Annotated in this window: 20 protein-coding genes; 11 read left to right on the forward strand and 9 right to left on the reverse strand. The window is 38.5% G+C overall.

Annotated features, from left to right (window positions below):
- Positions 1-123 precede the first annotated feature (123 nt).
- From addB to ACHABU_RS13520, 5 genes are all read left to right on the forward strand, one after another.
- The gene (gene addB / locus ACHABU_RS13500) at positions 124-3618 is read left to right on the forward strand and encodes a helicase-exonuclease AddAB subunit AddB (protein ID WP_435765422.1); all 3495 of its coding nucleotides are present in this window, start codon (positions 124-126) and stop codon (positions 3616-3618) included.
- Entirely contained in the window at positions 3611-7348 is a 3738-nt protein-coding gene (gene addA, locus ACHABU_RS13505; protein WP_435765423.1) for a helicase-exonuclease AddAB subunit AddA, read from the forward strand. The genes addB and addA overlap by 8 nt, the downstream gene beginning before the upstream one ends.
- 93 nt (positions 7349-7441) lie before the next feature.
- On the forward strand, positions 7442-8638 hold the full coding sequence (locus tag ACHABU_RS13510) for a DUF418 domain-containing protein (RefSeq protein WP_435765424.1): 1197 nt from the start codon (positions 7442-7444) through the stop codon (positions 8636-8638).
- A gap of 359 nt (positions 8639-8997) precedes the next feature.
- Positions 8998-9369, forward strand: coding sequence for a YisL family protein (locus ACHABU_RS13515; RefSeq protein WP_435765425.1), 372 nt, complete (start codon positions 8998-9000; stop codon positions 9367-9369).
- A gap of 329 nt (positions 9370-9698) precedes the next feature.
- The gene (locus ACHABU_RS13520) at positions 9699-11201 is read left to right on the forward strand and encodes an alpha-amylase family glycosyl hydrolase (RefSeq protein ID WP_435765426.1); all 1503 of its coding nucleotides are present in this window, start codon (positions 9699-9701) and stop codon (positions 11199-11201) included.
- Between the two features lie 51 nt (positions 11202-11252).
- Here the strand turns inward: ACHABU_RS13520 and ACHABU_RS13525 are convergent, their stop codons facing one another.
- The 3 genes from ACHABU_RS13525 to ACHABU_RS13535 all read right to left on the reverse strand — a co-directional run bounded on the left by ACHABU_RS13525 (position 11253) and on the right by ACHABU_RS13535 (position 13555).
- Positions 11253-12125, reverse strand: a complete 873-nt coding sequence (locus tag ACHABU_RS13525) for an SDR family oxidoreductase (RefSeq protein WP_435765428.1) — start codon at positions 12123-12125, stop codon at positions 11253-11255.
- Positions 12126-12215: 90 nt separating this feature from the next.
- Positions 12216-12407: a YppF family protein gene (yppF, locus tag ACHABU_RS13530; protein WP_435765429.1), complete on the reverse strand. Its 192-nt coding sequence runs from the start codon at positions 12405-12407 to the stop codon at positions 12216-12218.
- 281 nt (positions 12408-12688) lie between these two features.
- The gene (locus tag ACHABU_RS13535) at positions 12689-13555 is read right to left on the reverse strand and encodes a DegV family protein (protein WP_435765430.1); all 867 of its coding nucleotides are present in this window, start codon (positions 13553-13555) and stop codon (positions 12689-12691) included.
- A 115-nt stretch (positions 13556-13670) separates the two neighbouring features.
- On the opposite strand from ACHABU_RS13535, the gene ACHABU_RS13540 reads away from it, so the two are divergent.
- Both ACHABU_RS13540 and ACHABU_RS13545 read left to right on the forward strand, forming a co-directional pair.
- Positions 13671-14513 carry a YitT family protein gene (locus ACHABU_RS13540; RefSeq protein WP_435765431.1) on the forward strand — a complete coding sequence of 281 codons (843 nt, stop codon included), beginning with the start codon at positions 13671-13673 and terminating at the stop codon, positions 14511-14513.
- Between the two features lie 17 nt (positions 14514-14530).
- On the forward strand, positions 14531-14935 hold the full coding sequence (locus tag ACHABU_RS13545) for a hypothetical protein (RefSeq protein ID WP_435765432.1): 405 nt from the start codon (positions 14531-14533) through the stop codon (positions 14933-14935).
- 100 nt (positions 14936-15035) lie between these two features.
- Here ACHABU_RS13545 and ACHABU_RS13550 read toward each other — a convergent pair whose 3' ends face one another.
- From ACHABU_RS13550 to ACHABU_RS13565, 4 genes are all read right to left on the reverse strand, one after another.
- The gene (locus ACHABU_RS13550) at positions 15036-15299 is read right to left on the reverse strand and encodes a NifU N-terminal domain-containing protein (protein ID WP_379496978.1); all 264 of its coding nucleotides are present in this window, start codon (positions 15297-15299) and stop codon (positions 15036-15038) included.
- 153 nt (positions 15300-15452) lie between these two features.
- A complete protein-coding gene (locus ACHABU_RS13555) occupies positions 15453-15665 on the reverse strand; it encodes a DUF3813 family protein (protein ID WP_435765433.1) in 213 nt (70 codons plus the stop codon).
- Positions 15666-15815: a hypothetical protein gene (locus ACHABU_RS13560; protein ID WP_435765434.1), complete on the reverse strand. Its 150-nt coding sequence runs from the start codon at positions 15813-15815 to the stop codon at positions 15666-15668.
- 136 nt (positions 15816-15951) lie between these two features.
- Complete coding sequence (locus ACHABU_RS13565) at positions 15952-16788, reverse strand: HAD family hydrolase (RefSeq protein ID WP_435765435.1); 837 nt, start codon at positions 16786-16788, stop codon at positions 15952-15954.
- 137 nt (positions 16789-16925) lie between these two features.
- On the opposite strand from ACHABU_RS13565, the gene ACHABU_RS13570 reads away from it, so the two are divergent.
- On the forward strand, positions 16926-17687 hold the full coding sequence (locus tag ACHABU_RS13570; protein WP_435765436.1) for an alpha/beta fold hydrolase: 762 nt from the start codon (positions 16926-16928) through the stop codon (positions 17685-17687).
- A gap of 115 nt (positions 17688-17802) precedes the next feature.
- The gene (locus ACHABU_RS13575; RefSeq protein ID WP_379496973.1) at positions 17803-18114 is read left to right on the forward strand and encodes a metal-sulfur cluster assembly factor; all 312 of its coding nucleotides are present in this window, start codon (positions 17803-17805) and stop codon (positions 18112-18114) included.
- A 169-nt stretch (positions 18115-18283) separates the two neighbouring features.
- Here ACHABU_RS13575 and ACHABU_RS13580 read toward each other — a convergent pair whose 3' ends face one another.
- Positions 18284-19102: an undecaprenyl-diphosphate phosphatase gene (locus ACHABU_RS13580; RefSeq protein WP_435765469.1), complete on the reverse strand. Its 819-nt coding sequence runs from the start codon at positions 19100-19102 to the stop codon at positions 18284-18286.
- Between the two features lie 147 nt (positions 19103-19249).
- On the opposite strand from ACHABU_RS13580, the gene ACHABU_RS13585 reads away from it, so the two are divergent.
- Positions 19250-19570 (forward strand): hypothetical protein, encoded by a 321-nt coding sequence (locus tag ACHABU_RS13585; RefSeq protein WP_435765437.1) that lies wholly within the window; start codon positions 19250-19252, stop codon positions 19568-19570.
- Between the two features lie 50 nt (positions 19571-19620).
- On the opposite strand, the gene ACHABU_RS13590 is transcribed toward ACHABU_RS13585, so the two are convergent.
- Positions 19621-19797: a DUF2929 family protein gene (locus tag ACHABU_RS13590; RefSeq protein WP_435765438.1), complete on the reverse strand. Its 177-nt coding sequence runs from the start codon at positions 19795-19797 to the stop codon at positions 19621-19623.
- A gap of 182 nt (positions 19798-19979) precedes the next feature.
- On the opposite strand from ACHABU_RS13590, the gene ACHABU_RS13595 reads away from it, so the two are divergent.
- Positions 19980-20609: a hypothetical protein gene (locus tag ACHABU_RS13595; RefSeq protein WP_435765439.1), complete on the forward strand. Its 630-nt coding sequence runs from the start codon at positions 19980-19982 to the stop codon at positions 20607-20609.
- The last annotated feature ends 54 nt before the right edge of the window (positions 20610-20663 follow it).

Raw genomic sequence — 20663 nt, forward strand, 5'->3', positions numbered from 1 at the left:
ATTTTAACAAGTAAAAAGTATAAACTTTCTTACTTGCATAAGTGCGGGCTTTGGTATTCTCCTAAAGGCTTGACGAACGCCAAGTTTTCTAAAAATAAATAATCATTCTACGGGGGCTAGACAATGGGACTTCGATTTATTACAGGGAGAGCCGGTACAGGGAAAAGCGGAAGAACGCTGGATGAGATTAAAGAAAAGTTAATTCATAACCCTCAAGGTTCCCCAATTTTCTATATCGTGCCAGATCAAATGACATTTCAACAGGAATTTGCATTATTTAATGATGAGAATATAAAAGGAAGCATCCGGGCGCAGGTTGTAAGTTTTTCGAGACTTGCCTGGCGGATATTACAGGAAACTGGTGGAGGGACAAAGCAATTTATCAGTTCGGTAGGAATCCAAATGATGCTTCGGAAGATTATAGAGGAAAAGCAAGGGGATTGGAAGGTTTTCCAAAAGGCGATGGAAAAGCAAGGCTTTTTAAACCAGCTGGAGACGATGATCACAGAGTTTAAACGATATCAAGTAACACCCGATGTACTTCGAATGCAGATGGAACATTTAAACCAATTTGTCCATAAAACACACGGTGAAGTAGCATTGACAAACAAGTTGGATGACTTATTGTTTATTTATGAAAAGCTAATCACTGCGTTGCAGGGAAACTATATTGACGGGGAAGATCAATTGCAGCTGCTGGCAGAGAAAACCAGTGATTCCAACTTACTAGAAGATGCAGATATTTACTTTGATGGTTTCCATAGTTTTACGCCTAAAGAGCTTATCGTTGTGGAAGCATTGATGAAAAAGTGTAATTCGGTGACCGTAACATTAGTGCTGGATAATCCAAACGAGGAAGTTTCAGAACTTGATCTGTTTTATCAAACAACGGAAACCTATCATATTTTAAAACAAATCGCTGATGAAAATCACATCTTTATAGATGAACCAATTTTCCTTGATCCGGAGAATGGCAGATTTAGCAATCGTCCCCACTTCTTCCATTTGGAACAGAATTTTGATGTAAGACCGTCTCCTGAATTTCATGGAGAAGTTCCGATTAAAATTGCTGAAGCGGTACATCCACGAGCAGAAGTGGAAGGCGCTGCCCAGGAAATTCTCCGATTGGTTAGGGAAGAGAAGTATCGGTTTCAGGATATTGCAGTATTCATCCGCCAAACAGATGTCTATCATGATTTGATCCACACCATTTTTGATGATCATGATATCCCGGTATTTATTGATGAAAAACGAACCATGCTTAATCATTCACTGATTGAGTTCGTTCGCTCTGTATTGGATATTGTGGAAGGGAATTGGCGTTATGACGCGGTTTTTAGAGTGCTGAAAACCGGATTTATACGAGCAACAGATAAGGAATATCCATTAACAAACAATGCAATCGATGAACTGGAAAACTATTGTTTGGAATACGGAATCCGCTCACGAGAACGATGGTTTGCGGAAGAGGAATGGAAGTTTCAAAGGTTCCGTGGATTTGAACATGGAACACAGACCGATTTAGAAAAAGAGACACAAATACGCATCAACAAATATCGTCAGCAAGTTACAAAAGCACTGAAGCCTTTTGATGAGCAAATTAGAAAGGCATCAACAATTAAAGAGTTGTCCACATCAACCTATATGCTACTTGAAAATTTAAATGTTCCACATCAACTCGAAGAAACACGGGAGCTATATGATGAAAATGGAGAAGTCGAAAAAGGAAGAGAGCAAGATCAAGTGTGGGAAGCCGTTATTCAATTATTGGATGAAATGGTTGAAATGGCAGGGGAGGAAAAAATGACTTTGTCTACGTTCCATTCCACATTGGATGCAGGCTTTGAAACCCTTACGTTTTCCCATGTACCACCGAGTATTGACCATGTTATCGTTGGTACGATTGATAGATCAAGAATTAGTGGGGTGAAATGTTCATTTCTTCTTGGGGTTAATGATGGAATTTGGCCGATGAAACCACCAGCAGATGGAATGATTAATGAAGAAGAACGGGAAATTTTGGCAGTAAATGGTATCCGTCTCGCGGACAGTGGGAAACGTCAACTGCTCGATGACTGGTTTTATATGTATATTGCCTTTACAGCGGCAAAGGACAGACTTATGATCAGCTATCCATTGAGTGATGAAGAAGGAAAGGCGAAAATGCCATCGCAACTTATAAATCGTGTCGAGAATCTTTTTCCATCCTGTTGTGATCATCTACTGCTACAGGACCCAGATGAATTGGCAGATGCAGATCGTTTTATAACAACACCCGTGAAAACGAGATCTGCACTGACGGCACAATTGGCGAGAAGTCGTAAAGGTTATCCCGTAAGCTCTGTATGGTGGGAAGTATTCAACTGGTATGTGCAAAACGAGACGAAATACAGCACTACTTATACCATCCTACAAAGTTTATATTATGAAAACCAACCTATTAATCTGAAAGCAAAAACGGTGGAAGAGCTGTATCCGAAACAAGTGAAGGCAAGTGTCAGCAGATTGGAAACCTATTATAATTGTTCCTACCAGCATTTTGCGAAATACAGCCTAAAATTGGACGAGCGCAAAACCTATAAATTAGATGCACCAGATATTGGCCAGCTTTTCCATGAAGCATTAAAAACAATTACCGAGTGGATTCAAGTGGAAGGAAGAGATTTTGCGCAACTGTCCAAAAAGGATACGGATAGTTATGCCCAAAAAGCAGTGCATAGCCTTGCACCAGTGCTACAGCATCAAATTCTCCGCAGCTCGAACAGATATAAATACATTCAACAGAAGTTACAGGAAATTATTGCAAGAGCCGCATTTATTTTAAGTGAACAGGCAAGGCAGAGTAACTTCTCGCCGGTCGGACTGGAACTTGGCTTTGGCGAAAGGGAAGAGCTGCCGCCATTAACGATGGAATTGCCAAATGGCTATGAGCTGTTATTACGTGGAAGGATTGACCGTGTAGATAAGGCATTAAATGAAGATTCCCTGTACTTAAGAATTATCGATTACAAATCAAGCGCAAGAGGACTGAACTTGATTGAGGTTTATTACGGTTTGGCACTCCAGATGCTGACCTATCTCGACGTTGTCTTAACGCACTCCGAGCAGTGGCTTGGTTCAAAAGCTACACCTGCTGGGGTGCTGTACTTCCATGTTCACAATCCGATGATCTCAGGAAAACGCAAAATGAGTGACGATGAGATTGAAGAAGAGCTTTTCAAAAAATACAAGATGCAAGGTCTGCTTCTTTCCGATGAAGAGATTGTTAGAATGATGGATACAACGCTTGAGACAGGTACGAGTCAAATTGTCCCGGCAGGTCTTAAGAAAAATGGCGGATTTAACAGCTATTCAAAAGTTGCTGATGATGAAACATTTCATAACCTGCAAAACCACATTCATCAACTAATGACCAATGCTGGTATTGATATGACAAGCGGGGGAGTTCATTTAAACCCATATCAGCATAAACAAAATACCGCATGCACGTTCTGCCCGTTCCATTCTGTCTGCCAATTTGATCCTGTCTTGGAGAAGAATAATTACCGCAAGCTTACGGATATGAAAGACGATGAAATTTTAATGAAATTAAGAGAGGAGGAAAATATCGATGGTTAATTGGACAAAAGAGCAGGAAGATGCCATCTATACGGAGGGCAGTGATATTCTCGTGGCTGCTGCTGCGGGGTCCGGTAAAACAGCTGTATTAGTCGAAAGAATTATTCAAAAGCTGTTATCGAATAATAAACCGATTGATATCGACTCCTTGCTCGTCGTAACCTTCACAAATGCTGCGGCACAGGAAATGCGAAATCGTGTTGGAATAGCACTTGAAAAATCGCTAGCTGAAAATCCGACTTCCATGCATTTGAAAAAACAATTGTCGTTGCTGCAAAGAGCGTCCATATCTACCTTACACTCTTTCTGCATGGATGCGGTAAGAAAGTACGCTTATATGATTGATATTGATCCATCTTTTCGGATTGCCGATAATATGGAAGGCGATTTAATTAAGCAGGAAGTCCTCGATGATTTATTTGAAGAATGGTATGGCGATGAAACAGAAAATCAGGAACAATTTTTTGCGGTCGTGGATCGTTTCTCCAATGACCGAAGTGACCTCGAAGTAGAAAATCTGATTCTTGATTTATATACCTTTGCAACACAGAATCCATGGCCAAATCAGTGGCTCGACAAGCTAGCAGATGTATACCAAATTCCGGATAATTGGCAGGAAGCGGATTTAACCTGGTTAACGATGATCAAGCGGGAAGTAAAAGATCAGTTTGATGCGATTAAACAGGAGATGGAGCTTGCCTTGGCAATTACGAAGGAAAATGATGGTCCATACCATTATGCGGATACAATCGATGCAGATATGGCTCTTTTATATGGAGTTTTGCATGACACGAGCTCATGGGACGAACTGCAATCCTATATGACTTCCACTGCTTTTGGGAAACTTTCCGGCAAGCGTGCAGAATGTAACGATTTAAAGAAAGAAAAAGTGAAGAAGCTCCGGAAAAGTTACAAAAATCGCTGGGATGGAATGAAGAGCAAGTGGTTCAGCAGGAATTTAGACAGTCATATAGCAGATATGAAAGAGATGGCGCCAGTAATAAAACAATTGACAGAACTCGTTAAGGAATTCAAATCGAGATTTACCGAACATAAACGGGAAAAAGCACTCGTTGACTTTTCCGACTTGGAGCATTATTGCTTGGAGCTACTTGTAGATGAATCTTCTACAATAGATAACATTATTCCGTCTACCGTAGCACTGCAGTTTCAGAAACAATTCAGTGAAGTATTGGTCGATGAATACCAGGATACAAATCTCGTGCAGGAAACCATTCTCACATTGATCAGTGATCGGTCAGGTGCAGGGAATATGTTCATGGTAGGGGATGTCAAGCAGAGTATTTATCGCTTCCGACATGCAGAACCAAGCCTTTTCATCGACAAATATAAACGGTTTGCAAATGATGATGAAGTAGCAAAACGAATCGATTTGGCAAGTAATTTCCGAAGCCGTGAGCAAGTGCTTACAGGGGCGAATTATATTTTTCGGCAGATTCTTGATGAAGAGCTCGGGGAAATTAATTATGATTCCGATGCTGAGTTGATTTACGGTAATAAAATGTATGATGAAATGCCATACGATAAGCCACATCCTGAATTGCTCATCATTGACCGTGAAGCAGTTGAGGACAGGGAGGAAGTTTCCGGTGAGGAAGAGAACTTTCAGGACTTAGAAAAGGCACAGCTTGAAGCACGAGCATATTCGGAAAAAATAAAAACATGGATTGGCCTAAAGGAAGGCTATGCTCCAATGAAGGTTGTGGATAAAGAAACGCAAACACAGCGCGACTTGCAGTATCGAGATATTGTTATCCTGATGCGTTCCATGACATGGGCAGCAACAATTGCCGATGAATTGAAGAAACAGGGTATCCCTGTATATGCTGAGCTTTCGACGGGTTACTTTGAGGCGATTGAAGTGAAAGTGATGATCAGTCTCTTAAAGGTGATTGATAATCCAAGACAGGATATTCCGATGGCATCGGTTCTAAAGTCACCGATTGTCGGCTTGAATGAGGATGAACTTGCTTCCATTCGCTTGGCTGATAAGTATGGGTCATTTTTCGAAGCCACTGTAGCATATAAGAAACAGTATTCAGATCGTACTGCTACTAAAGTGGAACAGTTTCTCATTCAACTGGATCAATTTCGATTAGCATCCAAGCAAGGAGCACTATCGGAGTTAATCTGGGATATATACAGAGAAACAGGCTACTATGATTTTGTCGGCGGCATGCCAGGTGGACGTCAGCGTCAGGCTAATTTAAGGGCATTATATGACCGTGCACGTGGTTATGAGACGACATCCTTCCGAGGACTATTTCGTTTCCTTCGCTTTATCGAAAGAATGGAGGAGCGTGGAGATGATTTAGGTGCTGCTAGAGCACTCAGTGAACAGGAAGATGTTGTACGGATTATGACAATCCATAAAAGTAAAGGACTCGAATTCCCTGTCGTAATAGTAGGAGCGATGGACAAGCAATTCAATCAACAAGATTTAAGGCAAAAATATTTGCTGCATAAAGATCTTGGGTTTGCGAGTAAATATATTGATCCAAGAAAACGAATTACGTATCCGACATTATTTTACCATGCACTGCAGCAGGAAAAATTGAGGGAGCTTCTCGCCGAGGAGATGCGCGTATTGTATGTAGCATTAACCCGGGCAAAAGAAAAACTCATTATGGTCGGAACAGTAGCTTCCATGGAGAAGAAACTTCAAAAATGGCAGAAAATGATTGATCATTCCGAATGGGTTCTACCAGCGCATTTCCGTATGGAGTCCAAGACATATTTGGATTGGGTTGGTCCAGCACTTATCCGTCATCAAGAAACAGAAGGGCTTCGTACAGAGGAGATTGGGGATGCGGTATTAAATGAAATACAAGCAGATCCATCGAGATGGGATATATCGATTATCCATGCCAGTGATCTAACCAATCTAGAAGAAACCACACCGGAAACAGACTTCGCATCATTGAAAGAAAAAATTATCAATTGGCAACCGGTGGATGTGGAAGATCATGATTTACGTGAATTTGTAGATGAACGATTATCCTATCATTATCCATATGAACAAGCAGCAAGTTCACGGGCGAAGCAGACGGTAACAGAGCTGAAACGGCAGCAGGAAATCAAGGATGAGTACAGTGATGACCAACTCGTTCAATCATTTAAAGCACCCATCATAAAGCGTCCGAAATTCATGCAGACCGAAAATAAAGTTACACCAGCTGAAAAAGGTACTGCGATGCATACTGTCATGCAGCACTTGCCAATGAACAAGCCTTTAACTAAAAAGCAAATCGTAGAATATGTGGAGCTTCTCGCAGAAAAAGAAATATTGACGAGGGTGGAAGCGGATATTGTGGACGTGGAACCAATCGAACAATTTTTCCAAACCGACATTGCTCAGGTTATTATGAATAGTACTGAAATCTATCGTGAAGTACCATTCAATTTGACATTGCCTGCAAGTACGGTATACGCAAATTGGAAAAGCGACACCGACGAACAAGTCCTGATTCAAGGGGTAATTGACTGTCTCATACCAAAAGATGATGGCTGGATTATCCTCGACTATAAGACGGATACAATTGCAAAAGATGTTACTGAAGTTGTGAGTGAGCAATTGGTTAATCGGTACGAAACACAGATGTCCCTGTACCGGCGCGCCCTTGAAGAAATTTGGAGGCAACCAGTTAAAGAAACATACTTGTACTTCTTCTCCAAACAATTATTGGTAGAAGTGCCCAAGCTACAATAAAAGACAACCAGCCTTCTTTAAAACGTGAGAGGGCTGTTTGCTTTTGAATAAAAATTGGGGAAATGATATCTCCCTTATAGGAAGGAAATTAAAATGGGAACTAATTTTTCTCCGACAAAAGAGAATAATCGATTGGTCTGGATCGATGCAGCTAGAGGATTTGCGATCTTTGGAATATTCATTGTTAATATTGGAGCATTTTCAGCGCCTTATTTCATGCATGGGGGAGCAGAGCAAGTATGGAATTCACCATTGGATCTTATGGCTCAAGGGTTTATTGATATATTTTTCCAAGCAAGTTTTTATACCTTATTTTCCATCCTTTTTGGTTTTGGTATTCAGTTGCTAAAAGATAGGCTTGTTGCACGAAATGCGGACGTACAATCTTTCTTATTCAAAAGGCTGATTATCCTTATTGGCTTTGGAATCATCCATGCACTTTTCATCTGGCACGGTGACATTCTACTATCTTATGGTCTTATTGGTCTTCTGTTGTTGCTTTTTCTGAACGTGAGGGATCATTTGCTGATAGCTTGGGGAGTATTCCTACTTGTCGGAAGTGTAGGGATGTTATCGCTGGCCATGTATGGAGCCCGTAATTATTTAGGTGGGTATAATGAGACAGTTATCAACCAGGCGTTGACTAACTATCAGAGTAGTAGTCTATTAACAATCTGGTCACAAAATTACGAGGACTGGACCTATGCAAATGGAGGAATTGGATTCCTATTCTTGGCAGCAACACTGCTTCCTCTATTTTTATTCGGCATGTATATTGCCCGTAAACGCTGGCTTCATGAACGAGAGAAACATGTAGTTACACTTAAGAGAATATGGTTAATTTCACTCATTGCCTTTGTTACTATAAAAATGGGACCCTATTTATTTGGAAATCCGATCTGGTTTTCTTACATTCAGGATAATATTGGTGGCACTGCATCTGCAATTTTCTATATTGTCTCGATTACGCTGCTAGCTCGGAGTAAGCTTGGGCTAAAATTGGTTCAGCCATTCATCAGTGTTGGAAGAATGGCATTGACAAATTATCTCCTCCAATCTGTGATTAGCTTTATTCTTTTCTATGGAGTTGGCTTTGGATTATACGGAAGAATCACTCCTGCTGCAGGAATTGCTATTGTACTCATTATCTTTACAGTACAAGTATTTTTCAGCAAATGGTGGTTTAGGAGATTCCGTTTTGGACCAATGGAATGGATATGGAGGAGTTTAACATATAATAGTCTGCAACCGTTCCGCAAAAACACCGGAAAAAGGGGAGAAGGCGAATGAATCTAATCTTACAACGATACACAAAAAAGGATCCCAATTTTATTCTAATTTTATACGGACCAATGGGTGATCACTTTTAAGTTTGCACCATGGGGTCAGAAAAAAGTGATCGATATCGAAACTGTTGAAGATTAATAGTATTACTCAACTTTCACACCAATAAATAAATTTAAATATGTAGCTGGTTAAATATAGAATGATTTACTAGAAAATTTATGTGACCGTTTTGTACCAAGCTTGTATTTTTTTCTTTACGTGGTTATCTATAAAATGAATTATTTGGAAGTACATGTTATGATACGTATAGACATTTTTTCAGAGAGACCATGGAATCACTGAAACAAAGGGAGGATACATACATGACACATATGCACATAACGGCTTGGGTGCTAGGAATTATACTGTTTTTTTTAGCAATCTCAATGAGGGATCGAGATAATGCAAAAGCTGCAAAAATGCTTCATATGATTTTGCGCCTAGTTTACTTGTTTATTCTTTATACTGGTGGAGTTCTAGTTTGGGATTATATCGCAAACAGCGGAATGCCAATCCTGGCTGAAGCCATCACCAAGGGTCTTGCCGGAATCTGGATGATCGCTGCGATGGAAATGATTTTGGTTAAAAAGAGCAAAGGTAAACCTACAAAAAGTTTCTGGATTCAGTTTTGGATTGCGCTGATTATCGTATTGGTTCTTGGATTTGTCCGCTTGCCAATGGGTGTACAGTTATAATTAGAATTTGATAGATTGCCTCCATTACACGGGGCAGTCTTTTTTTTGAGGCTGATTTACCACGGTTACGAGTGATTCGCTGATAAAACTAACATATTCGCCGATAAAATGGGAAATCCGCCGATAAATAGCTCCAATTCGCCGATAAAGTAAAAAAATCGCCGATACCCCGTACAAAATCGCTGATAACGTTAAGAATCTGGTCAAAAGACGCTAGCGCCAAAGTAACATGTGAAGTCTTTTCAACAATACCGGGTTTGTCATTGACTATTCTCTTAATTGATTAATAATAAAATAAGAGTTACTATATCTTTGGTGGAGGATCGTTTATGAAAAAGATAGCATTTATGCTTTTAATAGTTAGTATGATGACAACCACGTCATTTATTCCAGTCATTTCTGCAGATGGAGAGCGGACTGTGGAAGAAGAAATTATATATCATATCATGGTGGACAGGTTCAATAACGGGGACCAGAGCACTGAAGCTCAAGTAGATGTCAATGTAGATGACCCCGCTGCATATCACGGTGGAGATCTTCAAGGTGTTACGTTAAAGCTTGATGCATTGCAGGAGATAGGTGTTACAACAATTGCATTATCTCCTTTAATGACGAATGCTGACAATGGCTACCATGGCTATTGGATTGAAGATTTTTATCGTCTGGAAGAACAGTTTGGAACCATGGAGGATTTGAATACATTGATCCAGGAAGCGCACGATCGGGATATGAAGGTGGTAATGGAATTTGTAACCAATTACGTTGCGAATACTAATCCCATTGTTGATGACCCGGAAAAAGCAGATTGGATTATTGAACAGGATATAACGGAGCCAGCATGGACTGCAAATACGGTGCAGTTGAACTTGGATCATCCTGAAGTTGAAGGATATCTATTAGATGTCGCTGAACACTGGATGAACGAGACAGACCTGGATGGCTATACGCTTCATGCAGTAGACGAGGCTTCCATTGAATTTTTAGGTGATTTTACAAGTCATTTAAAAAGTGTGAATCCGGAATTTTATTTACTGGGAGACATACTTGTTAGCGATGAAGCAAGTGAAGAACTATTAGCTGAAACAGAATTGGATGCTTTTGAAAATAGGACGTTGAGAGATTCCATGGCAGAGGTTTTTGCAGCTCCCGATAATCCTGTCTCCGATATTTATGAAACATGGTCAACTGCTTCAAATCAAGATGGATTATTATATATGGATGATTTTTATACGGAGCGGTTTACACAAACGTATTCCGAAAATCATAGAAACTCACTAACAGCATGGACTCTTGCGTTGACTTATATGTACACCACACCGGGAACACCAACGATTCTACAAGGGACGGAATTACCAATGTATGGTGCGACGCCTAAAGACTCCCAACGACTGGTGCCATTCAACAGTGGTGAACCGGAATTAAAGGAATTCCATAATCGAATTTCGTCACTAAGAGAGCAATTTCCTGTACTCCATTACGGTGACTTTGAAATAATCGATTCAGATGGAGCAATGAGTGTATTTAAACGAACATTGGATGATGAGTCGATGTATATAGCGATTAATAATGGCAGTGAATCTGCGTATGTAGACGTTTCGGAAATTGAATCCGGGATGCAACTGAATGGCTATCTTGGAGATAACCTTGTAAGGGAAAATGAGAATGGTGATTACCGAATCGGTTTGCCACGTGAATCAACAGAGGTTTACTCCATACAACCTGATGAAGGATTGAATTGGATATTTATCGGATTTGTTCTAGTTGTATTTGGCCTTTTTATAGGTGGAATCATTGCCCTGAGTATAAAACAGAGAAAAAGCAATGACAAATAAAAATAAGGCTCTCCAACACAAAATGGGGAGCCTCATTATTTTCACCTATCTTTAGCCATTCACGACAGTACCGCCATTAACATGCATCATTTGACCAGTAACATAGCTGGAGTCCTCACTGGCAAGATAAACATATGCCGGTCCTAATTCCTGTGGTTGTCCTGGACGCTTCATTGGAGAATCTCCCCCAAATTGATCGACTTTTTCCTTATCGAAAGAAGCTGGGATTAATGGGGTCCAAATTGGGCCTGGGGCAACCCCATTTACCCGGATTCCTTTTTCAACAAGTTCGCCGGAAAGGGCTCTCGTAAAGGAAGTAATCGCACCTTTTGTTGATGAATAATCAATCAAAGAAGGGTTGCCTTTATAAGCAGTAATTGAAGAAGTATTGATAATGCTGCTTCCATCTTTCAGGTTTGGCAACACAGCCTTTGTTAAATAAAACATGCTAAAAATATTTGTACGGAAAGTTTTTTCCAATTGATCACTTGTAATATCCATGAAGCTGTCCTGTGGATGCTGCTCGCCAGCATTATTTACAAGAATATCGACTTTGCCATAAGTATCGAGCACTTCCGTAACTGCAGCTTCACAGAAAGATTGATTTCCAATATCCCCATTAATTAAAATACATTTTCTGCCTTCATTTTCAACAATTCTTTTCGTGTCTTGTGCATCTTCATGTTCATCAAGGTAAATTATCGCAATATCTGCACCTTCTTTGGCAAAGTGAATACTTACCGATCTTCCAATTCCGCTGTCTCCACCGGTGATGATGGCGACTTTATTTTTTAACTTTTCACTGCCTTTATAGTTTTTGCGAATATATTTAGGTTCAGGATTCATTTTTGTTTCAATGCCCGGTTGTTTGTTCTGCACTTGAGCTGGGGGTGTTTCTTTACCATTTGATTTTTCCATTCCCATGAGATGACCTCCTTGAATAATTGTTTAATTAAAATGTACCCGAAATATAGGAATTCAATCATGGAGAAGATTCAAAATAAAAAAAAGCCCTTATTCAGGACTTTTAATTTCGTGCGCTGAAACGGCGCCTTTCTCATGAAGGCAGCTATATATGTCATGATATGTTACAATGTCGATTTCTCCGTTTATATATTTCTTTTGATAGTAATCCAATAAATTGTCAATGGTGTGCGGTGCAAATTTGTGCTCCATTTCAAAGTCATTCAAGAGTTGATTAAGCATCGAAAACCCCCATCTTAAGTTTAGCGTAGCTATATATATACAACTATATGAGGTGGGATAATCATTCATGCAATTATTTTTATAATAACGCCACTTTCGCACCAATAAAATAAGTTCAAACAGTTAACTGAATTAAAATTAGAATGTTGAAATAATTACTTTGCTACCATTTGAGAGAACAAGGCTATTTTTCGATGGGGAAGAGTGGCTAACCTTTTAACAGTTTGTTAAACTATGAAAGAATCCTGCCCCATATGAAAAACGGGACAGGATTAACATAATTATTTCACTGGTTTATTGGAGAAGAATAATGCAATGGTTCCAGGACCTGCATGAGAACCTACTGCAGCACCAACCATGTCTATGACGATATTATCTTTTTTAACACCAAATTTCTCACTGATCATGGTAGCCAGCAGTTCAGCCTTTTCCAAGTCGTCACCATGACTGATGCCAATTGTCTGGTTTTGAAAATCTGTTCCGCGTTCTTTCATCACTTCCAACATGCGATGAAGAACTTTTTTCGAGCCACGAATTTTTTCAAGCGGAATTAGTTTTCCATTCTCGACATGCAGTAACGGTTTAATTTTAAGTAAAGTACCGACAAATGCTGCCGTTTTACTAACACGACCACCGCGGTATAAGTATTCTAAATCATCAACTGTGAATATATGCTCCATATGTTCAGCCTGATATTTAGCAGCATCGATAATTTCATCAAGAGAAGCACCACTTTGTGCAAGTTTTGCTGCATGGATAGCAACTAAACCACAACCGATTGATGCGCATTTTGTATCGATAATATGGATGGGAGCATCAGGATAGTCTTCTTTTACTTCTAACTCCATCATTTTAGCAGTCTGATAGGTACCTGAAAGCTCTGAGGAAAACGCAATATATACGAGCGGCTCATTTGCTTTCGCATATTTCGTGAAAACTGCTTTAAAGATGCTCGCTGAGACTTGAGATGTTTTTGGTGATTTACCGTCTCTCATGGAGTTATAAACTGTTTTTGGATTAATTGTTTGGCCATCTTCATATTCTTTATCATCCAATTGAACAGTTAATGGTACCATTTCAATGTTAAATTCGTTATAATATTTCTTTGACAAATCACTTGCACTATCAGCTAGAATTTTAATCGACATTTTGCCACCTACATTCTGTTTTACTTTCGTTTATTCTAGTTTAAAGCTATTTAGAATTTTAGTCAAAGAACTAATATTTGAATTATTAAAATGCAATCTAAAAGGAGGTATCCCCATGTTTATGATGGAAGCGAAACGGGTAATTATAGTTATTTTTGGGGCACTATTAAATGCACTTTCCTTGAATTTTTTCCTGATTGGGGCGAATGTATATGCCAGTGGATTTACTGGAGGTGCACAACTTTTATCCAGTATATTCAATGATTTTATAGGAATTAATGTCAGTACAGGAATTTTACTCTTACTACTCAATGTTCCAGTTTTATTAATAGGTTGGTACAAGGTAGGGAAGGGTTTTACAATTTATAGTATCATTTCCGTATTTTCCACTTCCATATTTCTGCAGTTCATACCTATCATTGAGCTATCGAGTGATATTATGCTGAATGCTGTATTTGGCGGTGTCATCGCTGGGGTCGCAGTTGGAATTACATTAAAAAATGGGGCATCTACTGGCGGTATGGACATTGTCGCGATGATTTTATCAAGAATTAATGATAAACCAATAGGAAATTACTTTTTAATTATGAATGCTGGTATTATCGTACTTGCAGGACTCTTGTATGAGCCCGAAAATGCGTTATACACCATGTTAACGCTATACGTTTCCACCAGAGTGATTGATGCACTTCATACTCGTCACGAGAAAGTCACTGCGATGATTGTAACCCTTAAGGCCGATGAGTTACAAAAGGCAATTCATGATAATTTGGTTCGTGGAATAACAATTCTTCCGGCAAAGGGAGCTTACACAAAAGCAGATAAAAATCTATTGTATCTGGTAATCACACGATATGAACTGTATGATCTCGAAAAAATAATTGCCGAAGTAGATCCAAATGCTTTTACTAATATTGTAGAAACCGCAGGCGTATATGGATTCTTTAGACGTGATTGATAAGGAGAGAAAATGATTTGAAATATTTCATAATTTTGGCAGCTGTATTCATGCTCGTTGCTTGTGGAAATGAAGATACTAAATCAGACAATGTGTTGACAGAGGACCGTGCTTCGGTCAGCTTTCAGAACATTGATGTAAACGTAGATAGCCGTGAATTTGTTTTAACTGGTGAGGTAAGTGGTGTGGTGAACGAATTCTTTTACGTTATTGACCAAGGCGAAGAACGTTTGCTTGATGAAAAAAGCATACCGTTGGATGCAACATCAGGAGATTGGGGTGCATTTGAAATTAATGAGACAATCCCGGAATCTGATTCTGCGGTAGATAGTGAAGATCCGCCAATTATAACGTTATATGGCAAAGATAATAATAATGAAATGGTAAACCCGAATTATATTCCGGTGGACCTAGGTGACTAACCAAAGAAGACGACAGAAGGATTGATAACTCTGTCGTCTTTTTATTTCAGTTAGAATAATACGAGGTTTAGGACATTAAGCCATTTGAACCCTAATGGCTTTAATAATTGTGTTTTTCAAATACTTCCAAGACCTTTGGGTTAAGATTGTCCCATTCAGCGTCAAACTGTTTGTTTACCGTAATGAAATTTTGATATCCGAAAACATTATCCACTTCTTCCAGATTCATTAAATCATTTAAAATTTCATAATCACTTGTATTACCTGGCATAACGGAAACACTGTTCGTTCCCTCAAAAATTAATTTATCTGTAGTAAATTTCATTGCATTCGGGTTTGGTGTACCTTCCACGCGAATTCCCATAGCTTTTCCCTCCTAATCATACTTATCTTAATAGTATCAGAAAAGCGTATTTTTAAAAAGCAAAAAAGAACCTCCCCTATATTTGGGGAGGAATTATTGCAAACCCTTTTCATTATTTAAATGAATTGGCGATCGCGTTTAAAGCATAGCAGGTTATTTTAATTGATTATGCTGTTTCAACTGCTGTTCAAGTTGCTGTAATTCCTGGCGTTCCTCAGGTGATGCGTCCTGATAAGCAGCCTGAATCGCATTCTGTGCTGCCTGTTGATCTTGGGGGCTGGCTTGTGCTTGCCCTTGGCCACCGTTTTGCGTGTTCATCATATTCGTTACCGCGTTTCTTGCGCGTTGAAATAGATTGTTTTCCAATTAAAATCCTCCTCCAGTAGTATGGTCTGCTTGTTCATTTTTACGTTCTGCTTCGGATAAAGTGGAGCGGTAGGTGAATATTTCTGCGTGTTTTTTAACAGCTGCTGCTCCTTGATGACTAAAACGTTTCGATTTACTTCGCTTGCCCAAGACGAAAACCTCCCTGGAGAATAAGTCTTACATACTTAAACAGGTGCTGAAGTAAAACATAAAAGTGAACGTATGTTATACGCTCACTGATAGTATGGTCCATATTGAATTTTATAAAACAGGTAACAACTGGTGATTATACCGTTTTTGTCTTGATCTTCAAATAATTCTCTAAGAAAATACTGATTCCGTCTTCTTGATTTGTAAGGGTTTGGTGCTTTGAAATGGACTTTAATTCACTGATTGCATTTCCCATCGCTACACCAACACCAGCATAATCAATCATTTCCAAATCATTATCTTCATCTCCAAAAGCGATTACTCTCTCCTTGGGAATATTATAATAATCGGCAATTTTTTGAAGGCCTACCGCTTTGTTCATACCCTTTTTTATAATTTCTATGATATTCCACGGTGCGCCCCATTTACGATGTTCAATAATTTCAGCATGATAATCATTTAAATGGCTTCTCAATTGCTGAATATGCTCCTCCTTTGGATGAATGAGCACAGATGTTGGGTCCTCGTTTAATTTATCTTTCAGGTTTCCAATAATGTATGGCGAGTCTTTTTGCGTTTCCTGAAATATATCGATAATTTCTTGATTAAAGTTATCGAGATAAACGTCATCCATAACTTCAGCCAATATATTTTTGACATCCAGCTCATAACAGGCATCAATAATGGTATAGGCTGTCTTAATAGGCATTGGATTGTGCATCGCAAAATCCCACGTTCTGTCTTTTGGATGGTGAATTAATGCGCCATTGAAATTGACCATTGGGGTAGTCATTCCAAGCTCGTTATAGTAATTGATACTTGCTCGATGCGGTCTTCCTGTTGCGATGACTACAACATGTCCTTCAGCCATCGCTGTACGGATCGTTTGTTTTGTACGTATACTGATTTCTTTCTTATCTGTTAAAAGCGTGCCATCAAGATCTAATGCAATTAAATGTTTTTTATTATTCATAAATTCACCCCATATGTGAATAGTTTATTAATTATTACAGTATATGTAAAGTAATTTATAATTTACAATGTTTGCAGGGATGTCGGAATACATTTAAAATAGAAGTAACATGTCTAGATAAGGAGAGGGAAACCTGAATGATTGGCGTATATAAAGAAACAATAAAATCAATTCCGAGTTTAATTATAGTCGACGCACAAAAAGAAAATGAAGCATTACCAGTTGTTACATATTTCCACGGCTTTACAAGTGCTAAAGAACATAATCTCCCACTGGCATACTTACTTGCTGAAAAAGGTTATCGAGTTATTTTACCGGACAGTAGGTACCATGGAGAAAGAGAGCCAGAAGTTTCAGCACTAAAAAAACAAATCTCCTTTTGGGAAATTGTCATGCTAAATGTGGAAGAGCTCCAAGTAATAAAAACATATCTCGATGAACGTAATTTACTCCAGGATGGACGGTTTGGAATAGCAGGTACAAGTATGGGTGGTATTACAACCTCTGCAGCCTTAACACAGTATTCATGGATCAAAACAGCAGCAATCCTGATGGGCTCTCCAAAAATCACAACATTTGCCAAAACACTTGTTGAAAGCTTCAAAAAAGTCGGTAATCTACCAGTTACAGATGAAATGATTGAAAGCATGTACGAGCGACTGGAAAAGATGGATTTGTCCAAGCAACCAGAAAAGCTGAATGATCGTCCTTTATTATTCTGGCACGGAGAAAGCGATTCAGTTGTTCCATTTGATCATTCCTATACATTTTACGATGAAGCAGTCAAACATTATACAAATAAAGCAAATATAGATTTTATAAAAGAAGCAAATACAGACCATAAAGTGAGTCGTTATGCTATACTCGAAACAGTAAAATGGTTTGAAAAGCATTTATAAAGGACAGAGTTGTGAATTCTTCCTATATAAGATATGTAAAATGGATTTAAATTATTTAATAATCGTTAAATTTATGTTTAAATAGAAGTAGGAAAATGTATAGGAGGTAAATTATATGGATGAAGCATTAAAAGAAAATTTAATGGGTGCCATTGAAAATGTTATTGACCCTGAATTAGGAATTGATATTGTTAATCTAGGTTTAATTTATGACGTAGAACTAAATGATGATGGTGTCTGTGATGTTACAATGACTCTCACAGCAATGGGATGCCCATTATCTGCTCACATTGAAGCGGATATCAAACACGCACTTGCTGATATTCCAGAAGTTAAAGAAACAAACGTAATTATCGTCTGGAGTCCACCATGGGGCAAAGAAATGATGTCTCGCTACGCGAAAATCGCATTAGGAATCCCGGATTGATGAATGAAACGAAGAATTTCCTTGGAAGGTTATAATCCTCCAAGGAAATTCTTTTTTTACCGTGTGTCAAGCAGGGAGCTGAAGTTTTTACAATTCAGCTCCCGCACGCTAACGATATAAAGAGGCTACCTTCAAGGAAAATATTCCTAAAAAGCAGCCTCTATCTATTTTACAAGAAGAAAATTACTAATAAGCCAACAACAATACAATAGTAAGAGAAGTATCTTAGATTACCTTTTGCCATAACGTTCATGAACCATTTTAGGGCAAAGTATGTTGCGATAAATGCTGTGATAAACGCAACTACGTAAGGAATCCATAACGTACTGAATGTTGGGTCTTGAATGATATTCGGTATTTCAAGAATGGACGTACCAAGGCTAACTGGAATATAAAGCAGGAAAGAGAAGCGTAATGCTGTTTCTTGTCTCATTCCAACGAGCATAGATGCAACAATGGTGGCACCGGAACGACTAATACCTGGAGTAACAGCAATGGCCTGTGCAAATCCAACAATTATTGCGTCTTTCATTGTTAGATCGCCGTCATTTTTCTTTCCACGAAGATTACGAATCATCCATACAGCAGCTGCTGTTATTAGTAATGTAACACCAACGACATTCATTGCATTTGCGTTGATTAATTCGCCAATTGCATCTCCGAACAGTACTCCTATAACGCCGACGGGAATGGTTGCAACAACCAAGTAAATGATAAAGCGAAAATCACTCTTTGCAGCTTCATCTTTTTTGGTGATGTAGAGCCATCCGTTTTTTATCAATCGGATAATGTCTTCTCTAAAAACAACTAGTATTGCCAATAAGGAAGCAAAATTGACAAAGATTTCAAAAGATAAACCTGGTGTCTCAATCCCGAAAAGCTCTCTGAAAATCATAATATGACCGCTGGAAGAAATGGGTATAGGTTCCGTTACGCCCTGAACTAATCCTAATATAAAGTATTGAATGATTGTCCAAATATTTGTTATAAAATCCATTGCACTCTCTCCTTATTTCTTCTCCGATCCCATCTTAACGTTGGGATGGAATTCTCTCATTGAAATTATGCTTTTCATTAAATCCAAGTCACCACTCCATAGGCTACTGAATAGGCTGAAGGTGAGGAGGATGATGAAATGAATAATGATACTAAACATATGTATGACCTTTGCAAAAATCATATGCATTCCTATGTTCTTGCACAAACGACAGACGGAACGCAATTTGATGGAATTATAACAGGGTTGGATGATGAATACGTTTATTTTGCTGTGCCAATAGAAGATGCTCAACAATCTCACCATCAGGATGATAGCAGATTATTTGGTTATGGATATCCAGGTTATGGGTACCCCGGATACGGTTATCCCGGTTACGGTCGTCCACGAAGAAGGTTCCGGAGATTTATTCTCCCATTGGCGGCATTAACAGCATTAAGTATATTACCCTGGTATTAAAAATAGAAAACCCTTGCCATCTTTGCTTAAAGGCAAGGGTTTTACTACGATTATTCCTTTTCCACTTTCAATATAACATCGCCTATAATAAATGCAGCTACTGATAAAATAGCAGCAAGTATTAATGCTTCAAACAATACGAAAGGCTCACCGGCCATACTTGTTAAAACAAAGCTTATTGCTAAGGATATAAATACTGCCCATACAATTGTCATTATGTAATGCATACCAAACACCTCACCTTTTGATTCTGTTGTAGGTTGTCCATATCGTAAAAAAATGGAACATGTACATTTGAATATAATTATAACATGATTTTTTAGTTAGAATGTAATTCATCTTCATATCTCATATATTTTATCAAATTTTAATTAAAAATAAAAGGATTGTTTTAAAGGAGGAACAGGTAATGCCTGTATTGGTTGTGAACTGTGATGATTGGCTTGGTTACCATATTGTAAACAAGCTACTTGAACAGGGTTATAAAGTAGATGGAATCGTGCATGCTGATAGAAATGATGAGCCAGATGAAGACCTGACGATGTTTTTTGGGAGAAACAGCTCCTTTTCAATGATTCCAGCAGACAAGGAAAAGAAATATAATATAGGAATTATTGCAGGAGATTACGATGGAAAAATTAATCAGAAGATAGAGAAACTAATTGTTATCAACCCAGATAAAAAGGAACAGAGATCAATGGTGAATTACACGACGAGTTGTACAATGATAAAGGCGCCATTGCTTTTTGGGGAATGGATGCCGATGAATGAAAAGGGGGTCTTTCATAAGAATGAGTTCATTCCTTTTACTTCTGGGAAATTTAAAGAAAGTTCCTTATATGTGCAAGACTTTACAAAAGGACTACTGCAATGGATGAAGGTACCCAATCTACCATCAGAATTGCATATTTACTCTAGCAATCATAAGAAGGAAGTAAACACGAAACTTGATAAAAATATTTATCTCCGTGACAATATATCTAATAGAGATCACGTGAAGACTGTAATTGAGCATTACGTTCTATTTAAAAAACGTTAGAAAAGACATAACTATTTAGGATGAAAATCGTTTACCAATAAATCATGTACAGGT

The sequence above is a fragment of the Oceanobacillus sp. CF4.6 genome (assembly GCF_051262635.1).
Taxonomy (GTDB): domain Bacteria; phylum Bacillota; class Bacilli; order Bacillales; family Amphibacillaceae; genus Oceanobacillus.

Coding starts and splice junctions, on each gene's coding strand:
- ACHABU_RS13540 (WP_435765431.1), top strand. CDS start 13,671: ATGTTTATGATGGAAGCGAAACGGGTAATTATAGTTATTTTTGGGGCA.
- ACHABU_RS13550 (WP_379496978.1), bottom strand. CDS start 15,299: ATGGGAATTCGCGTGGAAGGTACACCAAACCCGAATGCAATGAAATTT.
- addB (WP_435765422.1), top strand. CDS start 124: ATGGGACTTCGATTTATTACAGGGAGAGCCGGTACAGGGAAAAGCGGA.
- ACHABU_RS13575 (WP_379496973.1), top strand. CDS start 17,803: ATGGATGAAGCATTAAAAGAAAATTTAATGGGTGCCATTGAAAATGTT.
- ACHABU_RS13515 (WP_435765425.1), top strand. CDS start 8,998: ATGACACATATGCACATAACGGCTTGGGTGCTAGGAATTATACTGTTT.
- addA (WP_435765423.1), top strand. CDS start 3,611: ATGGTTAATTGGACAAAAGAGCAGGAAGATGCCATCTATACGGAGGGC.
- ACHABU_RS13595 (WP_435765439.1), top strand. CDS start 19,980: ATGCCTGTATTGGTTGTGAACTGTGATGATTGGCTTGGTTACCATATT.
- ACHABU_RS13565 (WP_435765435.1), bottom strand. CDS start 16,788: ATGAATAATAAAAAACATTTAATTGCATTAGATCTTGATGGCACGCTT.
- ACHABU_RS13525 (WP_435765428.1), bottom strand. CDS start 12,125: ATGGGAATGGAAAAATCAAATGGTAAAGAAACACCCCCAGCTCAAGTG.
- ACHABU_RS13510 (WP_435765424.1), top strand. CDS start 7,442: ATGGGAACTAATTTTTCTCCGACAAAAGAGAATAATCGATTGGTCTGG.
- yppF (WP_435765429.1), bottom strand. CDS start 12,407: ATGCTTAATCAACTCTTGAATGACTTTGAAATGGAGCACAAATTTGCA.
- ACHABU_RS13520 (WP_435765426.1), top strand. CDS start 9,699: ATGAAAAAGATAGCATTTATGCTTTTAATAGTTAGTATGATGACAACC.
- ACHABU_RS13570 (WP_435765436.1), top strand. CDS start 16,926: ATGATTGGCGTATATAAAGAAACAATAAAATCAATTCCGAGTTTAATT.
- ACHABU_RS13535 (WP_435765430.1), bottom strand. CDS start 13,555: ATGTCGATTAAAATTCTAGCTGATAGTGCAAGTGATTTGTCAAAGAAA.
- ACHABU_RS13585 (WP_435765437.1), top strand. CDS start 19,250: ATGAATAATGATACTAAACATATGTATGACCTTTGCAAAAATCATATG.
- ACHABU_RS13590 (WP_435765438.1), bottom strand. CDS start 19,797: ATGCATTACATAATGACAATTGTATGGGCAGTATTTATATCCTTAGCA.